Origin of the sequence: Pseudomonas sp. F3-2 (genome assembly GCF_038804275.1) — a bacterium.
Classification (GTDB): domain Bacteria; phylum Pseudomonadota; class Gammaproteobacteria; order Pseudomonadales; family Pseudomonadaceae; genus Aquipseudomonas.
On the sequence record NZ_CP152388.1, the window covers coordinates 711,841 to 730,700 of the forward strand.

Sequence of the window (18,860 nt, forward strand, 5' to 3'; positions counted from 1 at the left end):
GTTCCGAAGTCGATCGCCTCAATGCTCGTGGGAAATTTCTATCCGTTCGGTGGGTAATCAGAGTTGCAGGATCAATGTCTTAAGGGGCGGCTGCTGGTCCTGTGACGGAAAGTCGGCGCCGGGCGCCAGCACCTGGCAGTCGCGCACCGGACGGCCGATCTTGCTCGCGCAACGCAGGACCTGATCGCGCCAGTCATCCATGCTCACCTTCGCCAGGTTGTTGCAGCAGATCAGCACGCCATCGTCAGCGGTGGTCAGCAACGCAGGTTTGAGCAGACTCTGGTAGTCACGCAGCAGATCCACGGTACCAAATGCGCTCTTCGCCCAGGCTGGCGGGTCAAGCAATACCAGGTCGAACTGGCGCGGTTCGAGGCGGGTGTACGCAGGCAGTTTCTGGCCGCGGCGGGATGCGATGGGCAAGCCCGCCAGTTGGCGAATCGCCGGGAAGTAGTCGGACTGAATGAATTGCATCGTCGGCAGCTGCGGATTGAGCAACCCGTTCTCGCGCCCCACCGCCAGATTGCCTTCGGCGAAGTCCAGATTACACACCTCGCGCGCGCCGCCAGCCGCTGCGCTCAAGCCAACGCCGCAGGTATAGGCGAACAGGTTGAGGACACGCTTCCCTTTGGCGTGGTCTTTGACCCAGCCCCGGGCGTTGCGCAGGTCGAGAAACAGCAGCGGATCCTGCCCGGCGTGACGACCGCGAACCCGGTAATTCAAGCCCCATTCATGGCCGATCAGATCCTCGAGCGCGGCCTCGTCCGCCTTGTACACCGCGTCGGTGCGATCGATCCGCGAATTGCCTTGCGAGCGGTCGTTGTAAACCAGCATCAGCTCCAGGCCCAGACGTGCATTGACCGCCTCGTGCAGCGCCAGCAATGACTCGCGATCCAGGCTGTTGTGGAAACTCTGCACCAACAACTGCGGGCCGTAGCGATCGATTGTCAGGCCGCCGGCGCCTTCCTGGCTGCCATGGAACAGGCGATAGCAGTCAGTGCCTTGGGCGTGCAGTTCGGCGAGCAGAGATTGACGGTTATCGAGGGCGACGCTGAGCGCCTGATTCAACGAAGACATGCGCGGCGCCTTGGGGCAGGAATAAGGCGCGCCAGTTTAGCAGTTTGGTCCTGCCGGTGTTATTGGCAAGCAACGGCGCAGGCAGCATCAATCGGCTTAGAGAGTCGTAAGAGCGCGAACCCGTTCCGAGGCGGGATTGCAGCCGATGACCGTGCATCGGCTGCAGGGGGCGTGCCGCGAACCAACCGGCGCGCGCAATCGTTCAGGTGTCGCCGGCGCGGATAATTACCGAGCCAGTGCCAGGGCGACGCCTTGGCCGCCACCGATGCACAAGGTCGCGAGGCCTTTCTTGGCGTCGCGCTTGATCATTTCGTGCAACAGCGTCACCAGCACACGGCAGCCCGATGCACCGATCGGGTGGCCGATGGCGATGGCGCCGCCGTTAACGTTGACCTTCTCCATGTCCCAGCCCAACTCTTTGCCCACCGACAAGGATTGTGCGGCGAAGGCCTCGTTCGCTTCGATCAGGTCTAGTTCATCCAGCGACCAGCCTGCCTTGTCCAGGCAGCGGCGCGTGGCGCTCACCGGGCCGATGCCCATGATCGCCGGATCCACACCGGCATTGGCGTATGCCGCGATTCGCGCCAGCACCGGCAGGCCCAGCGCTTCGGCTTTTTTCGCGCTCATCAGGATTACTGCAGCGGCGCCGTCGTTCAGCGAGGAGGCATTGCCGGCGGTGACCGTGCCGTCTTTCTTGAAAGCCGGTTTGAGCCTGGCCAGCGATTCGGCGGTGGTGCCTGCGCGCGGCTGTTCATCGGTGGCGAAGGCGATCGGGTCACCCTTGCGCTGAGGGATCAGGATCGGAGTGATTTCGTCGGCAAATCGTCCGGTTTCGATGGCGGCGGCAGCCTTCTGTTGCGACGCCGCCGCGAAAGCGTCCTGCGCCTCACGGCTGATGTCGTATTTTTCCGACAGGTTTTCGGCGGTGATGCCCATGTGGTAATCGTTGAAGGCGTCCCACAGACCGTCGCTGATCATCGTGTCGACCATGGTGGCGTGGCCCATGCGCAGACCGGTTCGCGCGCCCGGCAGGACGTAATTGGCCAGACTCATGCTCTCCTGACCCCCTGCGATGATCACGTCGGCGTCGCCACAGCGAATCGCCTGAGTGGCCAGGTGCAGCGCTTTCAGGCCGGAGCCGCAGACCTTGTTCAGGGTCATCGCGGGAACAGCAAACGGCAGGCCGGCTTTGATCGCGGCCTGGCGCGCAGGGTTCTGCCCGGCGCCCGCGGTAAGGACCTGTCCCATGATGACTTCGTCGACCTGCGCACCGTCCAGCCCGGTCTGTGCCAGTAACTGACGGATGACCGCCGCACCGAGGTCAACGGCCGGGATGGTCGCCAGCGAGCCCTGGAAACTGCCGACCGCGGTCCGGGTCGCGGCAACGATTACGACGTCTTGCATGGTACGAATCCTCATTGTTGTGGGTCTGGCGCCGGGTTCGTTCGCGTTGAGCGGGATGTCCGGCACGGCGGAATCAAGGGCGCACATGGTGGCATGAATGACAGGGGTAATTTAAGCCCTCTGTCGTTTTGCTTCACGCGGGACAGCCTCACGTTCCACGACATTCCCCAAGGCTTCAGCGGCGCCTGTCGAGTGAGCGTGCTCCCGCAATCGAGGTGTGGGCGTCGGGCGAATCAAGCGACTCCCATCCGGCGTCTGGCCCGATGAACCGACGCGTTGCGCACGGCCCAGCGCAGCACGGGCGCGGTACGGTTCACACCGGCGCGAATCAGCCTGCGCTTGAAGTCGCTCATCTGGATATCGAACATGCCGCTGGCCCAGGCCGGGAGTAACTCGATACCGGCCTGCATCATCAGATTGCCCATTGGCCTGGCCATACGGCTGGGAGCCGGAGCGTTGCGCAGAATGCTCAGCACCTCGCGGGTGCGTTCATCGCACAGCAGCTGCGGACGCATTCGCTGCAGGTAAGCGGCAATTTCCTGCGAGGAGCGCGGCACGTCTCGCGCGCCCAGACGTTCGGCCACGACAGCGGTTTCGGCGTAGTACCGATCCTGATCTTGTAATGAAAGGTCCGGATTGAGATAGCGCAGATGCGCGGCCATGAAGCTGCTGACCTCGGCCACATGCACCCACGTCAGCAGCTGCGGATCATCGGCGGCATACGGGCTGCCGTCTGGCGCGGTGCCGCTGATCTGCGCATGAATGCTGCGCACCTTGTCGATCAGCCAGTTGGCATCCTGGGTCGAGCCAAACGTCGTGCCGGAAATGAACTGTCCGGTGCGCCGCAGCCGTCCCATCATGTCCTCTCGGAAATTGGAGTGATCCCAAACGCCCGCCAGTACGCGGGGATGCAGCATTTGCAGCATCAGGGCGCAGATGCCACCGATCAGCATGCTGGGAAAGTCGCCATGCACCTGCCAGCACACCGCCTGTGGCCCGAACAGGCCGGGATCGCCTTTGGGGTTTTCCATGTCCAGCTGACCCAGCGCCAGGCCTGTCATGCTCATGACCTGGGTTTCGATGCGTGTGCGAATAAATTCCATGCAGACCCGGTGATCGTGGAGGGAACGCCGAGCCTGCAGGCGCGCGTTCGCTATTGGTTGAGACGCGTGTCGATCAGGCCCTCCACGACACTGGAGTCCGCCAGGGTGGAGATATCCCCCAGACTGTCCAGTTCGTTGCAGGCGATCTTTCGCAAGATGCGGCGCATGATCTTCCCGGAGCGGGTTTTCGGCAAGGCCGGGGCCCACTGGATCAGTTCGGGTTTGGCAAAGCTGCCGATTTCCTTGCTGACCAGTTCCCGCAGTTCTCTTTGCAGTGCATCGCTCGGCTCGATGCCGGCCATGGTCGTCACGAACGCATAAATGCCCATGCCTTTGACGTCATGGGGATAACCGACCACGGCTGCTTCAGCGACGGCATCGTGCAGGACCAGCGCGCTTTCAACCTCGGCGGTGCCGATGCGATGCCCGGAAACGTTGATCACGTCGTCCACGCGTCCGGTGATCCAGTAATGCCCGTCGCTGTCGCGGCGCGCGCCGTCGCCGGTGAAGTAATAACCGGGGTACGGCTTGAAGTAGGTGTCAATCATGCGTTTCTGATCGCCATACACGCCGCGAATCTGCCCCGGCCAACTGGCCTTGATGGCCAGCAGGCCGCTGGTGGCGCCTTCGATTTCCTTACCCTTTTCGTCAAGCAGAGCAGGTTGTACGCCAAACATCGGCTGAGTGGCGCAGCCCGGTTTGAGCGGTGTGGTGCTGACCAATGGGGTGAGCATGATGCCGCCGGTCTCGGTCTGCCACCATGTGTCGACGATGGGGCATCGCTCTTTTCCTACCTCGTGGAAATACCATTCCCACGCTTCCGGGTTAATCGGCTCACCCACCGTGCCGAGTACGCGCAGGCTGTCCCGGCGAGTGGCCTTCAGCGGTTCCGGACCTTCGCGCATCAGGGCGCGCAGGGCAGTCGGCGCGGTGTAAAAGATATTCACGTGATGCTTGTCGATGACCTGCCAGAAACGCGAGGTGTCAGGGTAATTCGGTACGCCCTCGAAGATCAGCGTGGTGGCGCCATTCGCCAGTGGGCCGTAGACGATGTAGCTGTGGCCAGTGACCCAGCCGACGTCGGCGGTGCACCAGTAGATCTCGCCTTCCCGGTAATCGAACACGTATTTGTGGGTCAGCGCCGCCTGCAACAGATAGCCGGCCGTGGTGTGCAGCACGCCCTTGGGTTTGCCGGTACTGCCGGAGGTGTACAGGATGAACAGCGGATCTTCTGCGTCCATGGGTTCTGGCGGGCAGTCGTCGCTGATGCCGTGCAGCGCCTCGTGATACCAGACGTCCCGGCCCTCGACCCAGTCCACCTCGCCCTCGGTGCGCTGCACCACCAGCACCGTACTGACGTTCGGACAGCTCTGCAGCGCCTTGTCGACGTTCTGCTTGAGCGGAATGTATTTGCCACCGCGCACGCCTTCATCGGCGGTGATGACGGTCTGGCAGTCGGCGTCCAGAATGCGGTCGCGAAGTGCGTCAGGTGAGAATCCGCCGAACACCACCGAATGCACGGCGCCAATGCGCGTGCAGGCGAGCATCGCGTAAGCCGCTTCGGGGACCATCGGCATGTAGATACAGACCCGATCACCTTTCTTGACCCCGCGCTCTTTGAGCACGTTCGCCAGGCGGGCAACGTTATGGTGGAGTTTCTTGTAAGTGATTTCGGCAGATTCGGCAGGATTGTCGCCCTCCCAGACAATCGCCACCTGATCGCCGCGCGTAGGAAGATGCCTGTCGATGCAGTTGTAGCTGACGTTCAACTGACCGCCCTTGAACCAGGAAGCCGCGCCGGTCGTGAGGTCATATTGCTGGACCTGCTCCCATGGGGCTGACCAGTCGAGGAATTTCTTCGCTTGTTCGGCCCAGAAGGCATCAGGCTCTTCTACGGATTGGCGGTACATCCGCTGGTAATCGTCGGCACTCAACTGAGCGGCTTTGCGTGTCGCGTCGGCGTGTGGGAAATCGCTGAGATTGAACATGGCGTCTCCTTTTTTCTTGTGGGCTCGTCATGTCATCAGAGTAGTCGGACTCCTCAGGGTTCAGGATTCGGGGTCGTACCCCATCAACACAAAACCCGCCGCCTCTTGCGAGGGGGCGGGTTTCGAGGTGCAGCAGCGGGCCGATCAGCCGCGGTGACGACCGCGGAAGTAATTGATCAGGCCTTGAGTCGACGCGTCTTCGGCCGGAGTTTCTTCGGTGCCGACAAGGCGACTGTAAACACCTTTGCCCAGCTCCTTGCCCAATTCCACGCCCCACTGATCGAAGGCGTTGGTGCCCCAGATCACGCTCTGTACGAAGACCTTGTGTTCGTACATGGCGACCAGCGCACCGAGGCGGCGAGGGCTGATGCGCTCGCACACGATCGTGTTGCTTGGACGGTTGCCCGGAATGACCTTGTGCGGCGCGACGCGCTGCACTTCGTCTTCCGGCATGCCCTTGGCGCGCAGTTCGGCTTCAGCCTCTTCGCGGGTCTTGCCCAGCATCAACGCCTGACTCTGCGAGAGACAGTTGGCGTACAGCCACTGATGGTGATCCGAGACCGGGTTGAAGCTCACGATCGGCACGATGAAGTCGGCCGGAATCAACTGCGTGCCCTGGTGCAGCAACTGGTGGTACGCGTGCTGACCGTTGCAACCCACGCCACCCCAGATCACAGGGCCGGTATCGGTCTTGACCGGTACACCGTCCTGGCGAACGCTCTTGCCGTTGGATTCCATATCCAGCTGCTGCAAGTGCTTGGTGATGTTACGCAGGTAATGGTCGTAGGGCAGGATCGCGTGGCTTTGAGCACCCCAGAAATTGCCATACCAGACGCCAAGCAGACCCAGCAGAACCGGCATGTTCTTCTCGAAATCGGCGTTCAGGAAATGCTGGTCCATGGTGTAGGCACCGGACAGCAGCTCCTTGAAGTTGGACATGCCGATGGCCAGGGCAATGGGCAGACCGATGGCCGACCACAACGAGTAACGGCCGCCGACCCAGTCCCACATCGGGAAGATGTTCTCTTCGCGAATACCGAAGGCCACGGCGGCGGCATTGTTGCTCGACACGGCAATGAAGTGACGGTACAGCTCGGCTTCCGAACCGCCCTGCGCCAGGTACCAGGCGCGAGCGGCGGTGGCGTTCTTCAAGGTTTCCAGCGTGCTGAACGTCTTGGACGAGACGATGAACAACGTGGTCTCGGCGCGCAGCTTGGCGGTCAGTTCATGCAGCTCGGTGCCGTCGATGTTCGCCAGATAGTGACAGCGGACGCCTTTCTGGCCATAGGACAGCAACGCTTCGGAAACCAGTTCAGGGCCGAGGAAGGAGCCACCGATGCCGATGTTGACCACGTCAGTGATCGGCTTCTCGGTGTAACCGCGCCACAGGCCGTCGTGAATGCGGCCGACCAGATCGGTGATCTGGTTCAGCACTTTATGCACTTCGGGCATCACGTTGGTGCCGTTGACCAGCAATTTGTCGCCTACTGGACGACGCAGTGCGGTGTGCAGCGCCGGACGGTTTTCCGAGGAGTTGACCGGTTCGCCGTCGTACTGCGCCTTGATCGCGTCCTTCAGACCGACTTCATTGGCCAGATTGACCAGCAGTTGACGAGTCTCGGCATTGATCAGGTTTTTCGAGTAGTCGAGGAACAGCCCGGCGCTGCTGAGGGTGAAGTCGTTGAAACGCTGCGGGTCTTCGTTGAATGCGTCGCGCATGCTGAAGTTCTGCATGGCTTTGCGGTGATCGGTGAGCGCCTGCCAGGCGGGCAGGGTAGTGACGTCATGGGGAGTGCGGTAGTACGCCATCGCTGCGGGTTTCCTTGTACTTGAACTGCCTTTTTGGACACTGAAAAGCCAGGTGGACACGAATTCGTTAATACGTCAGAGACTAATCCCCGGCAACGCCGATGTCTGCGCCTCGCTTTACCTTTGCTCGGTACTTTTTCTCACAAGGTAAAGTCGCCTTTCTCGGACGAACTGTACCGGTATGGCATTGCTGGTGGGGCTAAGTTCATTGCCTGGCGCCATATAGAGCATGCGCGGCACCCATTCACAAGCTCACCCCCGGGGTTGGTGAGCATAGTTGCGAATACCAGTGTACTGCGCGCTATTCCTTGATCAGGTGAAGATTGTCGATCAGCCGGGTCTTGCCCAGAAACGCTGCGGCCAGTATCACCAGATCCTGATCCTCAGGCATCGCAGGGCGCAGGCTCGTTGCCTGACGTATTTCAAGGTAATCGAGACGCATGCCCACGCTTTCCAGTGCCTTTTTGCCCTCGTCCAGCAGCAGCGCGTGATTCTTTTCGCCCTTTTGCAGGCTGTCGCCGATCTGCCTGATGACCCGATACAGCGTGGGTGCCGCAGCGCGCTCGGTTTCGGTCAGATAGCCATTTCGCGAAGACAACGCCAGGCCGTCGGTGGCCCGCACGGTCGGCTCGCCGATGATCTGGATCGGCATGTTCAGGTCGCGAACCATCGCGCTGATCACCGCCAGTTGCTGGAAGTCTTTCTGGCCGAAAATCGCAAGGTCCGGCTGGACCATGTTGAACAGCTTGCTGACCACCGTCGAAACCCCGTCGAAGTGCCCCGGGCGACTGCCGCCGCACAGGCCTTCCGAGACAACCGGAACCCGAACGATGGTCTGATCGGCCATCCCGTGCGGGTACATCTCTTCAACTGTCGGGGTGAACAGCAGGTGGCAACCGGCTTGCAGCAGTTGTTCCTGATCAGCGGCCAGCGTGCGGGGATAGGTGGCCAGGTCCTCGGTGGGACCGAACTGCAGCGGGTTGACGAAAATGCTCGCCACCACGAAGTCGGCACGCTGAGCGGCTTTCTTGACCAGCGCAATGTGGCCGCTGTGCAGATTGCCCATGGTTGGAACGAGCGCGATCCGCTTGCCTTCGCCGCGGGCGCGAGCGACGGCTGCGCGCAGCTCGCGCACTGTCTTGACTGTGTTCATGCCGAGAATCCGTGTTCTGGGGCGGGGAAGCTGACGTCTTTGACTGCACTGACGTAGGCGCTGATAGCCGATTGAACATCAGCCTGACCGGTCATGAAGTTCTTCACGAATTTAGGCACGCGGCCGCTGATCGACAGGCCGAGCATGTCGTGCAACACCAGCACCTGGCCATCGGTGGCGCTGCCGGCGCCGATGCCGATGACCGGGATTTTCACGGCGTGGGTGATTTCCTGCGCCAGTTCGCTGGGCACGCATTCCAGCAGAATCATCGCTGCACCCGCCTGCTCCAGCGTGATGGCGTCGGCCCGCATCTGCCGCGCCTGCGCTTCCTGACGGCCCTGAACCTTGTAACCGCCCAGCACGTTCACCGCTTGCGGCGTCAGGCCCATGTGCGCGCACACCGGAATGCCGCGCTCGGCCAGCAGACGAATCGAATCGGCCAGCCACGCCGCGCCCTCGATCTTGAGCATGTGCGCGCCGGCCTGCATCAGCATCGCGCTGTTGGCGAAGGTCTGCTCGGCGGTGGCGTAGGACATGAACGGCAGGTCGGCCAGGATCAGCGCACCCTGATTGCCGCGTTTGACGCTGGCGACGTGGTAAGCCATTTCGGCCGTGGTGACCGGCAAGGTGCTGTCGTGCCCCTGAAGAACCATGCCCAGCGAGTCGCCGACCAGCAGCACCTCGACACCCGCCTGACTGGCGACATGGGCGAAGGTTGCGTCGTAGCAGGTCAGCATGGTGATTTTTTCACCCTTTTGCTTCAGGCCCAGCAGGGACGTAACGGTGATATCTGGCATGAAAAAGTCCTCATTCAGGCGCTGTGAACACTACGGCGAGCAACGCGTGATTCATTCCTGGAACTCAGGCACATCGTCGTTGCGCGATGTTTGCAAAGACCTGTTCCGCGCCTTGTGGCCGGGAGTCCGGCTTCGGGACGCTTATCTTCGTGAGGAGGGGGCGGGAAGTCAATTCCGGGTGTTACCGGTTGGGTCAGGATGTTACCGAAGCCTGCTGTATGCCCGCGACCGCCACGATCGCAACGCCAGAGGCAGAAATGCGATGTGCCCGCGATCTGGCGCGAGGCAGTCGCAAGGCCTGTCGATCGAAATATCAGGCAGCCCGCGCCCCTAAGGGCGATGGGCTGCTAGACCGACAGCCGCTCCAGGCCTTCGAACGGGCAGGCGGTGAGCAAGTCATCCAGCGCGCGGCCGTCGGCGAGGGTGATCCCCGGCGCCAGTTCGGCCAGCGGATACAGCACGAATGCACGGGCGTGCATGTGATAGTGCGGCACCTTCAGGCGGGGCTCGTCGATGAGGCGGTCACCAAACAGCAGGATGTCCAGGTCAAGCGTACGCGGGCCCCAGCGCTCAAGGCGTTCGCGGCCCTGATCGTTCTCGATCGCCTGCAAACCATCGAGTAACGTCAACGGATCCAGCAAGGTGTCGAGCCCAGCTACCGCATTGGTATAGCGCGGCTGACCCGGCAAGAGCGAGTCGCTGACGTAAAAAGAGGAAACGCCCGACAGGCTCGTCTCTGGCAATTGCGCCAATGCCTTGATCGCGTCGCGCAACTGCTCGGCGGGATCGGCCAGGTTGCTGCCCAGACCGATATACACGCGTTCCGTCATGGTGTTATTCCGATGCGTCGGCGCCAGCGCGTTTGCGCTTGCCGCCCCCGCTGCGACGACGCTTGCGCGGCCCCTGTCCGGTCGCTTCGGACTTACTGCCCAGATCGCGAATCATATCCCGACGTCCGGCATCGTTGGCGTCCTGATACTCAGTCCACCAGTCGCCCAGCCCGTCGGTTTCCTCGCCCGCAGTTTCGCGCAGCAGCAAGAAGTCGTAGCCGGCGCGGAAGCGTGGATTGTCCAGCAGCAGATCGGCACGCTTGCCGGAGCGACGTGGCAGGCGCTCCTGCATGTCCCAGATTTCACGAATCGGCATCGTGAAACGTTTGGGAATCGCAATGCGCTGACACTGCTCAGCGATCAACTCGTGCGCAGCTTCCTGCATCGCGGGGATTGGTGGCATTCCGCGTTCCTGCAGACGCAACACGCGAGCTGGCAGGGCAGGCCACAGCAACGCAGCGAACAGGAAAGCAGGCGTTACCGGCTTGTTCTGCTGAACCCGCAGGTCGGTGTTGGCCAAGGCTTCGCTGATGAGCGTGTGCGTATAGGTCGGGTTGTACTCCAGCGCCTTGGAGCTGGCAGGGAACAAGGGATCGAACAGTTCCAGATCGACCAGCATCTCGAACGTGGATTCGGCGTACCCCGACAGGAACAGCTTCAGCACTTCTTCAAACAGACGCGCCGAGGGAATATCCCGCAGCATCGGCGCCAGCGGCCGGATCGGTGTAGCGCTGTGTTTCTCGATTCCGAAATCCAGCTTGGCCGCGAAACGGACTGCTCGGAGCATACGCACCGGGTCTTCCTTGTATCGCTGCTGCGGGTCGCCAATCAGGCGGATCAGACGATTGCGGATATCGTGCACGCCGTTGGCGTAATCCAGCACGCGCTCGGTCACCGGATCGTAATAAAGGGCGTTAATGGTGAAATCGCGGCGCTGCGCGTCTTCTTCAAGCGTGCCATACACGTTGTCGCGCAGAATCCGGCCGCTCTCATTGCGCGAGGACTGATTGCTGTCCTCTTCTTCGTCATCCTGCGGATGATTGGCGCGGAAGGTGGCCACTTCGATGATTTCGCGACCGAAATGAATGTGAACAAGCTTGAAGCGACGGCCGATGATGCGCGCATTACGGAACTCGGCACGGACTTGCTCAGGCGTGGCGCTGGTGGCGACGTCGAAATCTTTCGGCGTGATGCCCAGCATCAAGTCGCGTACGCAACCACCGACCAGGTAGGCCTGATAGCCGGCGTTCTGCAGACGCTCGACAATGCTCACGGCATAACGGCTGAACTGTGTGCGCTGCAACGAATGCTGGCTGCTGCTGAGCACTTCGGGCGTTGTGCGCGTGTGTTGCTGCGGCTTGCGCAGAGGGGAACGGAATGACTGGAACAGCTTCTTCAGCATGGGATGCACTGTTTGAAGGAATATTCGGCCAATTTCGAAGAATGACCGCACGATGGGCGGGGATTCTAGCATTTAGTCGAGGGATGGTGTAGGACGCTGCGCGAAGGCCGTCTGAAGCGGTGTGTATGGGATGAAACGGGAGGGGAAAGTGAAGCTGGCGTGGCGCCGGATGCGAGGAAGATGTCTTGTAAGCTACTGGGGGAGCCGAAGCTCCCCCAAAGTGCGTGCTCTTATTCTTATTGTCTGTTGGGCTTTTTGTTTTTGTTGAGCGCCCAATTCACGGCTTTCGCCTGTGAAACCTCCCAATCGGGAGTCAAGAGCAAACGGATTGCTTTGGTCGCTGTGCTGCAGTGATCAATCGATCCAACCAGTTCAGGCTCTACCTTAGGGTAGTTTTTTGTTGTTCTCGGCCTGGTTGCGGGACAAGTCCCAAATGCAACGCCTCTCCAAAAGAATCAGTTAGCTGCGCCTCCGCCGTGTTGTTCTTGTTATGCGTGAGTCGATTCGTCTTGTTTTTATTGTGTTGTTTTACGGGTGACTGATTTTTGTTGTTCTTGTACGAATAGATATAGCAGGACCTGTGCCAACTTTTGCGAAATTAGCTACAGGCCTTTGTTTTCGGGGGTGTGGCAAATTGACGCTATTTTTCGAGGCCGAAAAAAAGCCGGGGATTCGTTACCGTACGCCCCGGCTTTTGTTACGTCCTGCATGTGAGGTAACAGTTTTTTCACAAGCCCGGTATGCCGCGTGCCAGAGCCTTGCGATGGGTGTTACGGTCAGGTTTCGCTGGCCACTCCGGTCTTGCGGCGCGGGATGCCCAGACGCTGGCGACGTTCCCACAGACACTTGCGGCTCACACCGAGTTTGCGGGCCAGCTCGGTCTCGGTCATGTGGTCCTGATGCTCGAGAACGAAGTGCTGAAAGTAATCCTCCAGGGACAGATCCTCGGTCGGCTCATGCGCCGTTGAACTCGCCGAGTTGGCCGCCTGCGGCGCCAGACCGATGAATTCTTCGACGTCCAGGTCGCTCAACTCGATGTCGATGCCCAGCAGGTCTGCAGAGATTTCCGGGCTTTCGCACAGAATCACCGCGCGCTCCACGGCGTTCTCGAGTTCCCGCACGTTCCCCGGCCAAGCGTAGTGACGAATGGCCTGTTCGGCGTCCGGGCCGAATCGCAGATCGGTCCGCCCGGCTTTGGCACTTTGCCGTGCAAGGAACGCGTTGGCGATTTCGTTCACGTCGGCCCCGCGCTCTCGCAACGCTGGCAGCTTCAGCGCGATGACATGCAGACGGTAATAAAGGTCTTCTCGGAATTGCCCGACCTTGGCCAGGCTTTTCAGATCACGGTGGGTGGCGGCGATCAGGCGGACATCGACCTTTTGCGACTGCACAGAACCGACCCGGCGGATCTCACCTTCCTGAAGCACGCGCAGCAGTCGAGCCTGAGCTTCGAGAGGCAACTCGCCGATTTCGTCGAGGAACAGCGTTCCGCCATCCGCCGCCTCCACCAGACCCGCGCGACCCGCGCTGGCGCCAGTGAACGCGCCTTTCTCATGACCAAACAGTTCGGACTCGATGAGCGTTTCAGGAATGGCCGCACAGTTGACCGAGATCATCGGCGCCTTGGCCCGGCGAGAAAGATTGTGCAGGGCACGTGCAACCAGCTCCTTGCCGGTCCCGGATTCACCTTGAATCAACACGTTCGAATCGGTGGGCGCGACCTTACGAATCTTGCTGTACAGATCCTGCATGGGCGGGCACGAGCCGATGATGCCGATCTCGCCATTGCTGTTGTCAGGACCCGCTTTGTCGCTGGCCGATGCCTTGGCGGCAGTGGCCCGCTCGGCCTGAATACTCTGCACGGTCTGGCGGTCGCGCAGGATACGCGAGACCGCCTGGAGCATTTCGTCGTGGTCGAACGGTTTGGCGATGTAATCCACCGCGCCCATTTTCATCGAATCCACGGCCGAGCGCAGGCTGGCGTAGCTGGTCATGATCAACACCGGCTTGCCCTGACCCAGCTTGATCAGCTCAGTGCCCGGGGCGCCCGGCAGGCGCAGGTCGCTGACGATCAGATCAAACGACGGGATGCTGAAACGTTCCTGAGCTTCCTGCACGGATCCGGCTTCACTGACCTGGTACTGATTGCGTTCCAGCAAACGACGCAAGGCAGATCGGATAATGGTTTCGTCTTCGACGATCAAAATGTGAGGCATTGATTCGATTCTCTCGACGGTCTCAGTTCACAGCGGACGTCGCTTCGACATGTCGCGGTAATGTCACCCGAATTCGGGTTCCGCGTTGATGCTCGGGGTCAGCCGGGCTGTCGATGGTGATTTGTCCATAATGCTCTTCAACGATGGAATAGACCAGTGCGAGCCCCAGTCCTGTTCCTTCCCCCGGATCCTTGGTGGTGAAGAACGGTTCGAACAAGCGATCCATGATTGCTTTGGGAATTCCGGTGCCTTCGTCTTCGACGATCAAATCGACCGTATGTTCGGAGGCTTCGCTTCTGACACGCACCGCACTGCCGGCAGGTGAGGCGTCGCGGGCGTTGGACAGGAGGTTTATCAAAACCTGCGCCAGCCGCTGCGGGTCGCCGTCGACCCAGTGGCCGGGGTTGCACAGGTTATAGAACTGCACTTCGAAATTCCGTCGATTCAGGGCGAGCAGACCAATGGCGTCCTGCGCGACCTCGGCCAGACAGACGGCCTCGTCTGCATGTTGGTGCCCGCCCGCATGGGCGAAACTCATCAATGACTGAACGATGCGTGACACCCGCTTGGTTTGCTCGAGGATCTGGCTGCTGATTTCGGTCAGCTCGCCGTCTTCCTCGCGTTCTTCACGCAGGTTTTGCGCAAGACAGGCAATGCCGGTGATCGGGTTGCCGATTTCGTGCGCCACGCCCGCAGCGAGCCGGCCAATGCTGGCCAGACGTTCGGAATGCACCAGCTTGTCTTCGAGCATCTGCGTGTCGGTCAGGTCTTCGACGAGAATCACCAGACCACTGTTACCAGGCGCGAGGGGCTCGTCGATTGCCGCTTTGTGCAGATTGAGCCAGCGAGTCTGTCCATCCAGCGCCAGACGCTGCTTGTGCAAGTGTTCATCCGGAACGTTGATAAAGCCCAGCAGCAGCTGTTTCCAGGGATCGACAATGGTCTCGAGGCGCGATCCGACCACGCGCTGGGCGCCGATACCGGTCAGTTCTTCCATGGCCTTGTTCCACATCAGGATTTCCTGATCCTTGGCCAGAGAGCAGACCCCCATCGGTAACTCCTGCAAGGTCTGCCGGTGGTAGCGGCGCAAGGCATCGAGTTCGGCGGCAAGACCGGTGAGGCGCGAGTGGTAGTCCTCAAGCCGGCTTTCAATGAAATGGATGTCTTCGGTCACATAATTTTCGCTGCCCGATTTATACGGCAGGAAGGTTTCAACCATGTCTTGCGCCACGCTTGGTCCCATCAAACCGGAGAGATTGGCCTCGATCCGGTCGCGCAAGCGACGCAATGCATAGGGGCGGCGTTCGTCGAACGGCAAATAGAGATCGCGCAGCGCCTGCTCGACTTCCTTCTGCGCAGCCTTCGCGCCCAGCGGTTTGGCGAGCTGCGTGGCAAACTCCTGAGGCGAAACCGCGTGCAGCTCCCGACGCTGCGGACGCCGGACGTTATCCACCGCGCAGGCCTCGGCGGCGCTCGCTTCTTCGGGACTGGGATTGCTGAACAGAGAAATCAGCGTGAACACCAGCACGTTCGCCGCCAGTGATGCGATGGCCGCCATGTGCCAACTGGTGTCGTCGAGCACGTAGATCATGTTGAGCAGCGGGATGTAGAACCCCTGGAAATTGCCGATCAGCGGGAACAGCATGCTGACCATCCAGACCACGATCCCGGCGATCAGGCCGGCCATGAACCCACGACGATTGGCGGCCGGCCAGTAGAGCACTGACAGCACGCCCGGCAAGAATTGCAGGGTGGCGACAAATGCCACGATGCCCAGGTTGGCCAGATTCTGCTTGGCACCCAGCATCAGATAGAAGCCGTAGCCCGCCATGATGATCGCGACGATCAGGCCGCGACGGGTCCATTTGAGCCAACGATAGATGTTGCCCTCGGCCGGCGGCTGATAGAGCGGCAGCACCAGATGATTGAGCGCCATGCCCGACAATGCCAGGGTGGTGACGATGATCAAACCGCTGGCGGCGGACAGCCCGCCGACATAAGCCAGTAACGCCAGGCTTTTGTTGTGTGCGGCGATGCCGATGCCGAGAGTGAAATATTCCGGGCTGGTGGTGGCGCCCAGCTTGAGCCCGGCCCACAGCACCAGCGGCACGGCCAGGCTCATCAACAGCAGGAACAGCGGCAGGCCCCAGCTGGCGCTGACCAGCGAGCGCGGATTGAGGTTCTCGGTAAACGTCATGTGATACATGTGGGGCATGACGATGGCCGATGCGAAGAACACCAGCAGCAGTGTCCGCCAGGGGCCTTCTTGCAGCGGGGTGTGAAGGGCAGCCAGAGCGCTCTGGTTTTGCAGCAGCCATTGTTCGAGGCTCTGCGGGCCATCGAATACGCCGTAGAGCGCATAAATACCGATGCCGCCGATGGCGACCAGCTTGATCACCGATTCGAAGGCAATGGCGAACACCAGCCCTTCGTGTTTCTCCCGCGTCGCGATATGGCGTGAGCCGAAGAAAATCGTGAACAGCGTGATCAGGACGCAGAACGCCAGCGCCACGTAATTGCGCACCGGCTCGCGGGTGAGGATCGCGATGGAGTCGGCGACGGCCTGGATCTGCAGCGCCAGCAGCGGTAAAACGCCAAGCAGCATGAAGACCGTCGTCAGCGCTCCGGCCCAGGTGCTGCGAAAGCGGAACGCAAAAAGGTCCGCCAGCGACGACAGTTGGTAAGTGCGAGTGATCTTCAGGATCGGGTAAAGCAGCACCGGCGCCAGCAGAAACGCCCCGGAAACTCCCAGATAGCTGGACAGAAACCCGTAGCCGTATTCATAAGCCAGGCCGACCGTACCGTAAAACGCCCAGGCACTGGCATACACGCCCAGCGACAGCGTGTAGGTCAGCGGGTGGCGAATGATCCAGCGTGGGATCAGGCCGCGCTCACTGACCCAGGCAACGCTGAACAGCACCAGCAGGTACGCGGCGCTGATCAGGATCATCTGCGTCAGGCTAAAGCTCATCGGCATCTCGTTGGCTCTGCAGGATGAAGGTCACCACGATGAGGATCAGCCACAACATATAAGGCCGGTACCAGGCGCCTGTCGCGTCGATCCACCAATCCATGATGGCGGGGGAGAACAGGTAGATGCCTACCACCAGGAGCAGGACCAATCGATAAATGTACATTTGGCCTCCTAGAGTGAGTGACGCCGACACGACAGCCCGAAGGAGCGGCATGGTAACGGATGGCTATCAGGCTGCAAGCGACGTTTCGGCCACCTTTTGTGCTGCGATTTGAAGCAACCGCTCTGGCTCAGTCTATTCGAGCTTCTTCGATCGTGCCGACGCGAGGAATCAGATCGGCGTTCCAGTGTGCAATTCCCCAGTCGAGTACTTCTCTGGGCGTTGCGAACGCCAGTTCGCCCGGCGCGGGTTGACCCAGGGCGCGCAAGGCCCGAAGCAGCAGGGGCGTGGCCTGGTCTGGCGGCAACGGCGGGGATCGATAGGATTTACCCAGTTTGTGCCCGTCTGGCTGGGTGATCAGCGGAACGTGCAGATAGCGAGGCTGCGGCAGGCCGAGCAGTTCTTGCAAGTAAAGCTGGCGCGGGGTCGAGTCGAGCAGGTCGGCGCCCCGGACAATATCGGTGATGCCCTGCCAGCCGTCATCCAGCACGACGGCCAGTTGGTAGGCGTACAGGCCGTCGCGCCTGCGGATCACGAAGTCGCCCGCGTCACGGCCCAGGTGCTGACGAAATTCGCCTTGTACCCGGTCCTCGAAACGATATTCCAGCTCCGGCACGCGAATGCGGATGGCGGCGTTGTCGGGCGAGTGCCCGGCGTTGCGGCAGAATCCGGGGTAGATCCCATGGAAGGGCTCGAGCTGTTTACGCGAGCAGGTGCACGCGTACGCCAGCCCGTAGCTGAACCAGCGATCGATGATTTCCTGATAGGCCGCATGCCGGTCGCTTTGTCTGACCACCTCGCCATCCCACTCGAAGCCATAGGTTTCGAGGGTTTTGAGAATGGCCGCCTGAGCGCCGGGTTCTTCGCGGGGAGGGTCCAGATCCTCCATGCGCATCAGCCACTGGCCGCCGACCGAGCGCGCATCGAGATAAGACGCGAGCGCCGCGACCAGGGAACCGAAGTGCAGATAGCCGCTGGGGGTTGGCGCAAAGCGCCCTATATAGGTAGGGGAGTTCATGGGCGCTGATGGTACTGGAAATGAGATGTGCGAAAAACCGGACGTTACCTCAATGCCTGTAGGAGCATGGCGGGTGTCGGTCCCGATTCATACACGTCCCGGGCAGGCCGGCCTGCCAGCTGCACTTCCGGAATCCGGAAAAAACAAAGGACGCCGAAGCGTCCTTTATTACAGAAAATCCGAGGTCATTTACCGACCTGTTTTTCCTTGATTTCAGCCAGCGTCTTGCAGTCGATGCACATATCGGCAGTCGGGCGGGCTTCCAGACGGCGCAGGCCGATCTCGATGCCACAGGACTCACACCAGCCGTACTCTTCGTCTTCGATCAACTGCAGCGTCTTGTCGATCTTTTTGATCAGCTTGCGTTCACGATCGCGTGCGCGCAGTTCCAGCGCGAACTCTTCTTCCTGACTCGCACGGTCAGCAGGGTCAGGAAAGTTGGCCGCTTCGTCCTTCATGTGATCAACCGTGCGGTCGACTTCCTGCATCAAGTCCTGTTTCCACTTATTCAGGATCTTGGTGAAGTGGGCTCGCATGGGCTTGCCCATGTATTCCTCGCCCTTCGTCTCAACGTACGGCGTAAAACCGCTGATCGTTGTTGAATTGCTTTTTTGCTTTTCTTCGGTGGGCATGAACGGACCGCCTCTCACTCTTCTAAGCCATTGCGCAGGGTAAAGATCCATCGCCGACACCCGCCGGCCCTGCGGCTGCAAGCGGGCGAACTTACCAGATCGAATCGGGGCGCGCTACTCCCGGTTGTCGAGCTTGGCTCTCCAACGCGCCCGTGAACTATGACCGCAGCCAGAGCGTCGGGTTTTATATTATTTTGCGGTGCCATCAGTCTAGCCCCTCCAGCGATAACGCCCGGTTTTCTGGATTGTCGGTTGCAGGACTTCAAAGCGGCGGTCGATAAATCCTGTAGCGCGCTGGTC

General features: G+C 60.7%; 14 protein-coding genes. All 14 read right to left on the bottom strand.

Annotation, left to right across the window (positions count from 1 at the left end; all coding sequences use genetic code 11):
• Positions 1 to 57: 57 nt before the first annotated feature.
• The 14 genes from AAGQ88_RS03235 to dksA all read right to left on the bottom strand — a co-directional run bounded on the left by AAGQ88_RS03235 (position 58) and on the right by dksA (position 18,560).
• Positions 58 to 1,074: a class I SAM-dependent methyltransferase gene (locus AAGQ88_RS03235; protein ID WP_342654421.1), complete on the bottom strand. Its 1,017-nt coding sequence runs from the start codon at positions 1,072 to 1,074 to the stop codon at positions 58 to 60.
• A gap of 225 nt (positions 1,075 to 1,299) precedes the next feature.
• Entirely contained in the window at positions 1,300 to 2,478 is a 1,179-nt protein-coding gene (locus AAGQ88_RS03240) for an acetyl-CoA C-acetyltransferase (RefSeq protein ID WP_093469210.1), read from the bottom strand.
• Positions 2,479 to 2,711: 233 nt separating this feature from the next.
• Entirely contained in the window at positions 2,712 to 3,581 is an 870-nt protein-coding gene (locus AAGQ88_RS03245) for an oxygenase MpaB family protein (RefSeq protein WP_342654422.1), read from the bottom strand.
• A 50-nt stretch (positions 3,582 to 3,631) separates the two neighbouring features.
• A complete protein-coding gene (acs, locus tag AAGQ88_RS03250; protein WP_342654423.1) occupies positions 3,632 to 5,569 on the bottom strand; it encodes an acetate--CoA ligase in 1,938 nt (645 codons plus the stop codon).
• A gap of 144 nt (positions 5,570 to 5,713) precedes the next feature.
• The gene (gene pgi, locus AAGQ88_RS03255; protein ID WP_093469219.1) at positions 5,714 to 7,378 is read right to left on the bottom strand and encodes a glucose-6-phosphate isomerase; all 1,665 of its coding nucleotides are present in this window, start codon (positions 7,376 to 7,378) and stop codon (positions 5,714 to 5,716) included.
• 301 nt (positions 7,379 to 7,679) lie between these two features.
• On the bottom strand, positions 7,680 to 8,531 hold the full coding sequence (gene panC / locus AAGQ88_RS03260) for a pantoate--beta-alanine ligase (RefSeq protein WP_342654424.1): 852 nt from the start codon (positions 8,529 to 8,531) through the stop codon (positions 7,680 to 7,682).
• Positions 8,528 to 9,328, bottom strand: coding sequence for a 3-methyl-2-oxobutanoate hydroxymethyltransferase (gene panB / locus AAGQ88_RS03265; RefSeq protein ID WP_285424195.1), 801 nt, complete (start codon positions 9,326 to 9,328; stop codon positions 8,528 to 8,530). The genes panC and panB overlap by 4 nt, the downstream gene beginning before the upstream one ends.
• 347 nt (positions 9,329 to 9,675) lie before the next feature.
• Complete coding sequence (folK, locus tag AAGQ88_RS03270; RefSeq protein WP_285424194.1) at positions 9,676 to 10,158, bottom strand: 2-amino-4-hydroxy-6-hydroxymethyldihydropteridine diphosphokinase; 483 nt, start codon at positions 10,156 to 10,158, stop codon at positions 9,676 to 9,678.
• Positions 10,159 to 10,162: 4 nt separating this feature from the next.
• Positions 10,163 to 11,560 carry a polynucleotide adenylyltransferase PcnB gene (locus AAGQ88_RS03275; RefSeq protein WP_342654425.1) on the bottom strand — a complete coding sequence of 466 codons (1,398 nt, stop codon included), beginning with the start codon at positions 11,558 to 11,560 and terminating at the stop codon, positions 10,163 to 10,165.
• Between the two features lie 776 nt (positions 11,561 to 12,336).
• Positions 12,337 to 13,776, bottom strand: coding sequence for a sigma-54 dependent transcriptional regulator (locus AAGQ88_RS03280; RefSeq protein WP_285424192.1), 1,440 nt, complete (start codon positions 13,774 to 13,776; stop codon positions 12,337 to 12,339).
• A 22-nt stretch (positions 13,777 to 13,798) separates the two neighbouring features.
• Positions 13,799 to 16,753 (bottom strand): sensor histidine kinase, encoded by a 2,955-nt coding sequence (locus tag AAGQ88_RS03285; protein ID WP_285424191.1) that lies wholly within the window; start codon positions 16,751 to 16,753, stop codon positions 13,799 to 13,801.
• A complete protein-coding gene (locus AAGQ88_RS03290; protein ID WP_002552060.1) occupies positions 16,737 to 16,913 on the bottom strand; it encodes a hypothetical protein in 177 nt (58 codons plus the stop codon). The genes AAGQ88_RS03285 and AAGQ88_RS03290 overlap by 17 nt, the downstream gene beginning before the upstream one ends.
• Before the next feature lie 127 nt (positions 16,914 to 17,040).
• Complete coding sequence (gene gluQRS, locus AAGQ88_RS03295; protein ID WP_342654426.1) at positions 17,041 to 17,928, bottom strand: tRNA glutamyl-Q(34) synthetase GluQRS; 888 nt, start codon at positions 17,926 to 17,928, stop codon at positions 17,041 to 17,043.
• 185 nt (positions 17,929 to 18,113) lie between these two features.
• On the bottom strand, positions 18,114 to 18,560 hold the full coding sequence (gene dksA / locus AAGQ88_RS03300) for an RNA polymerase-binding protein DksA (RefSeq protein ID WP_093469246.1): 447 nt from the start codon (positions 18,558 to 18,560) through the stop codon (positions 18,114 to 18,116).
• Positions 18,561 to 18,860 lie beyond the last annotated feature (300 nt).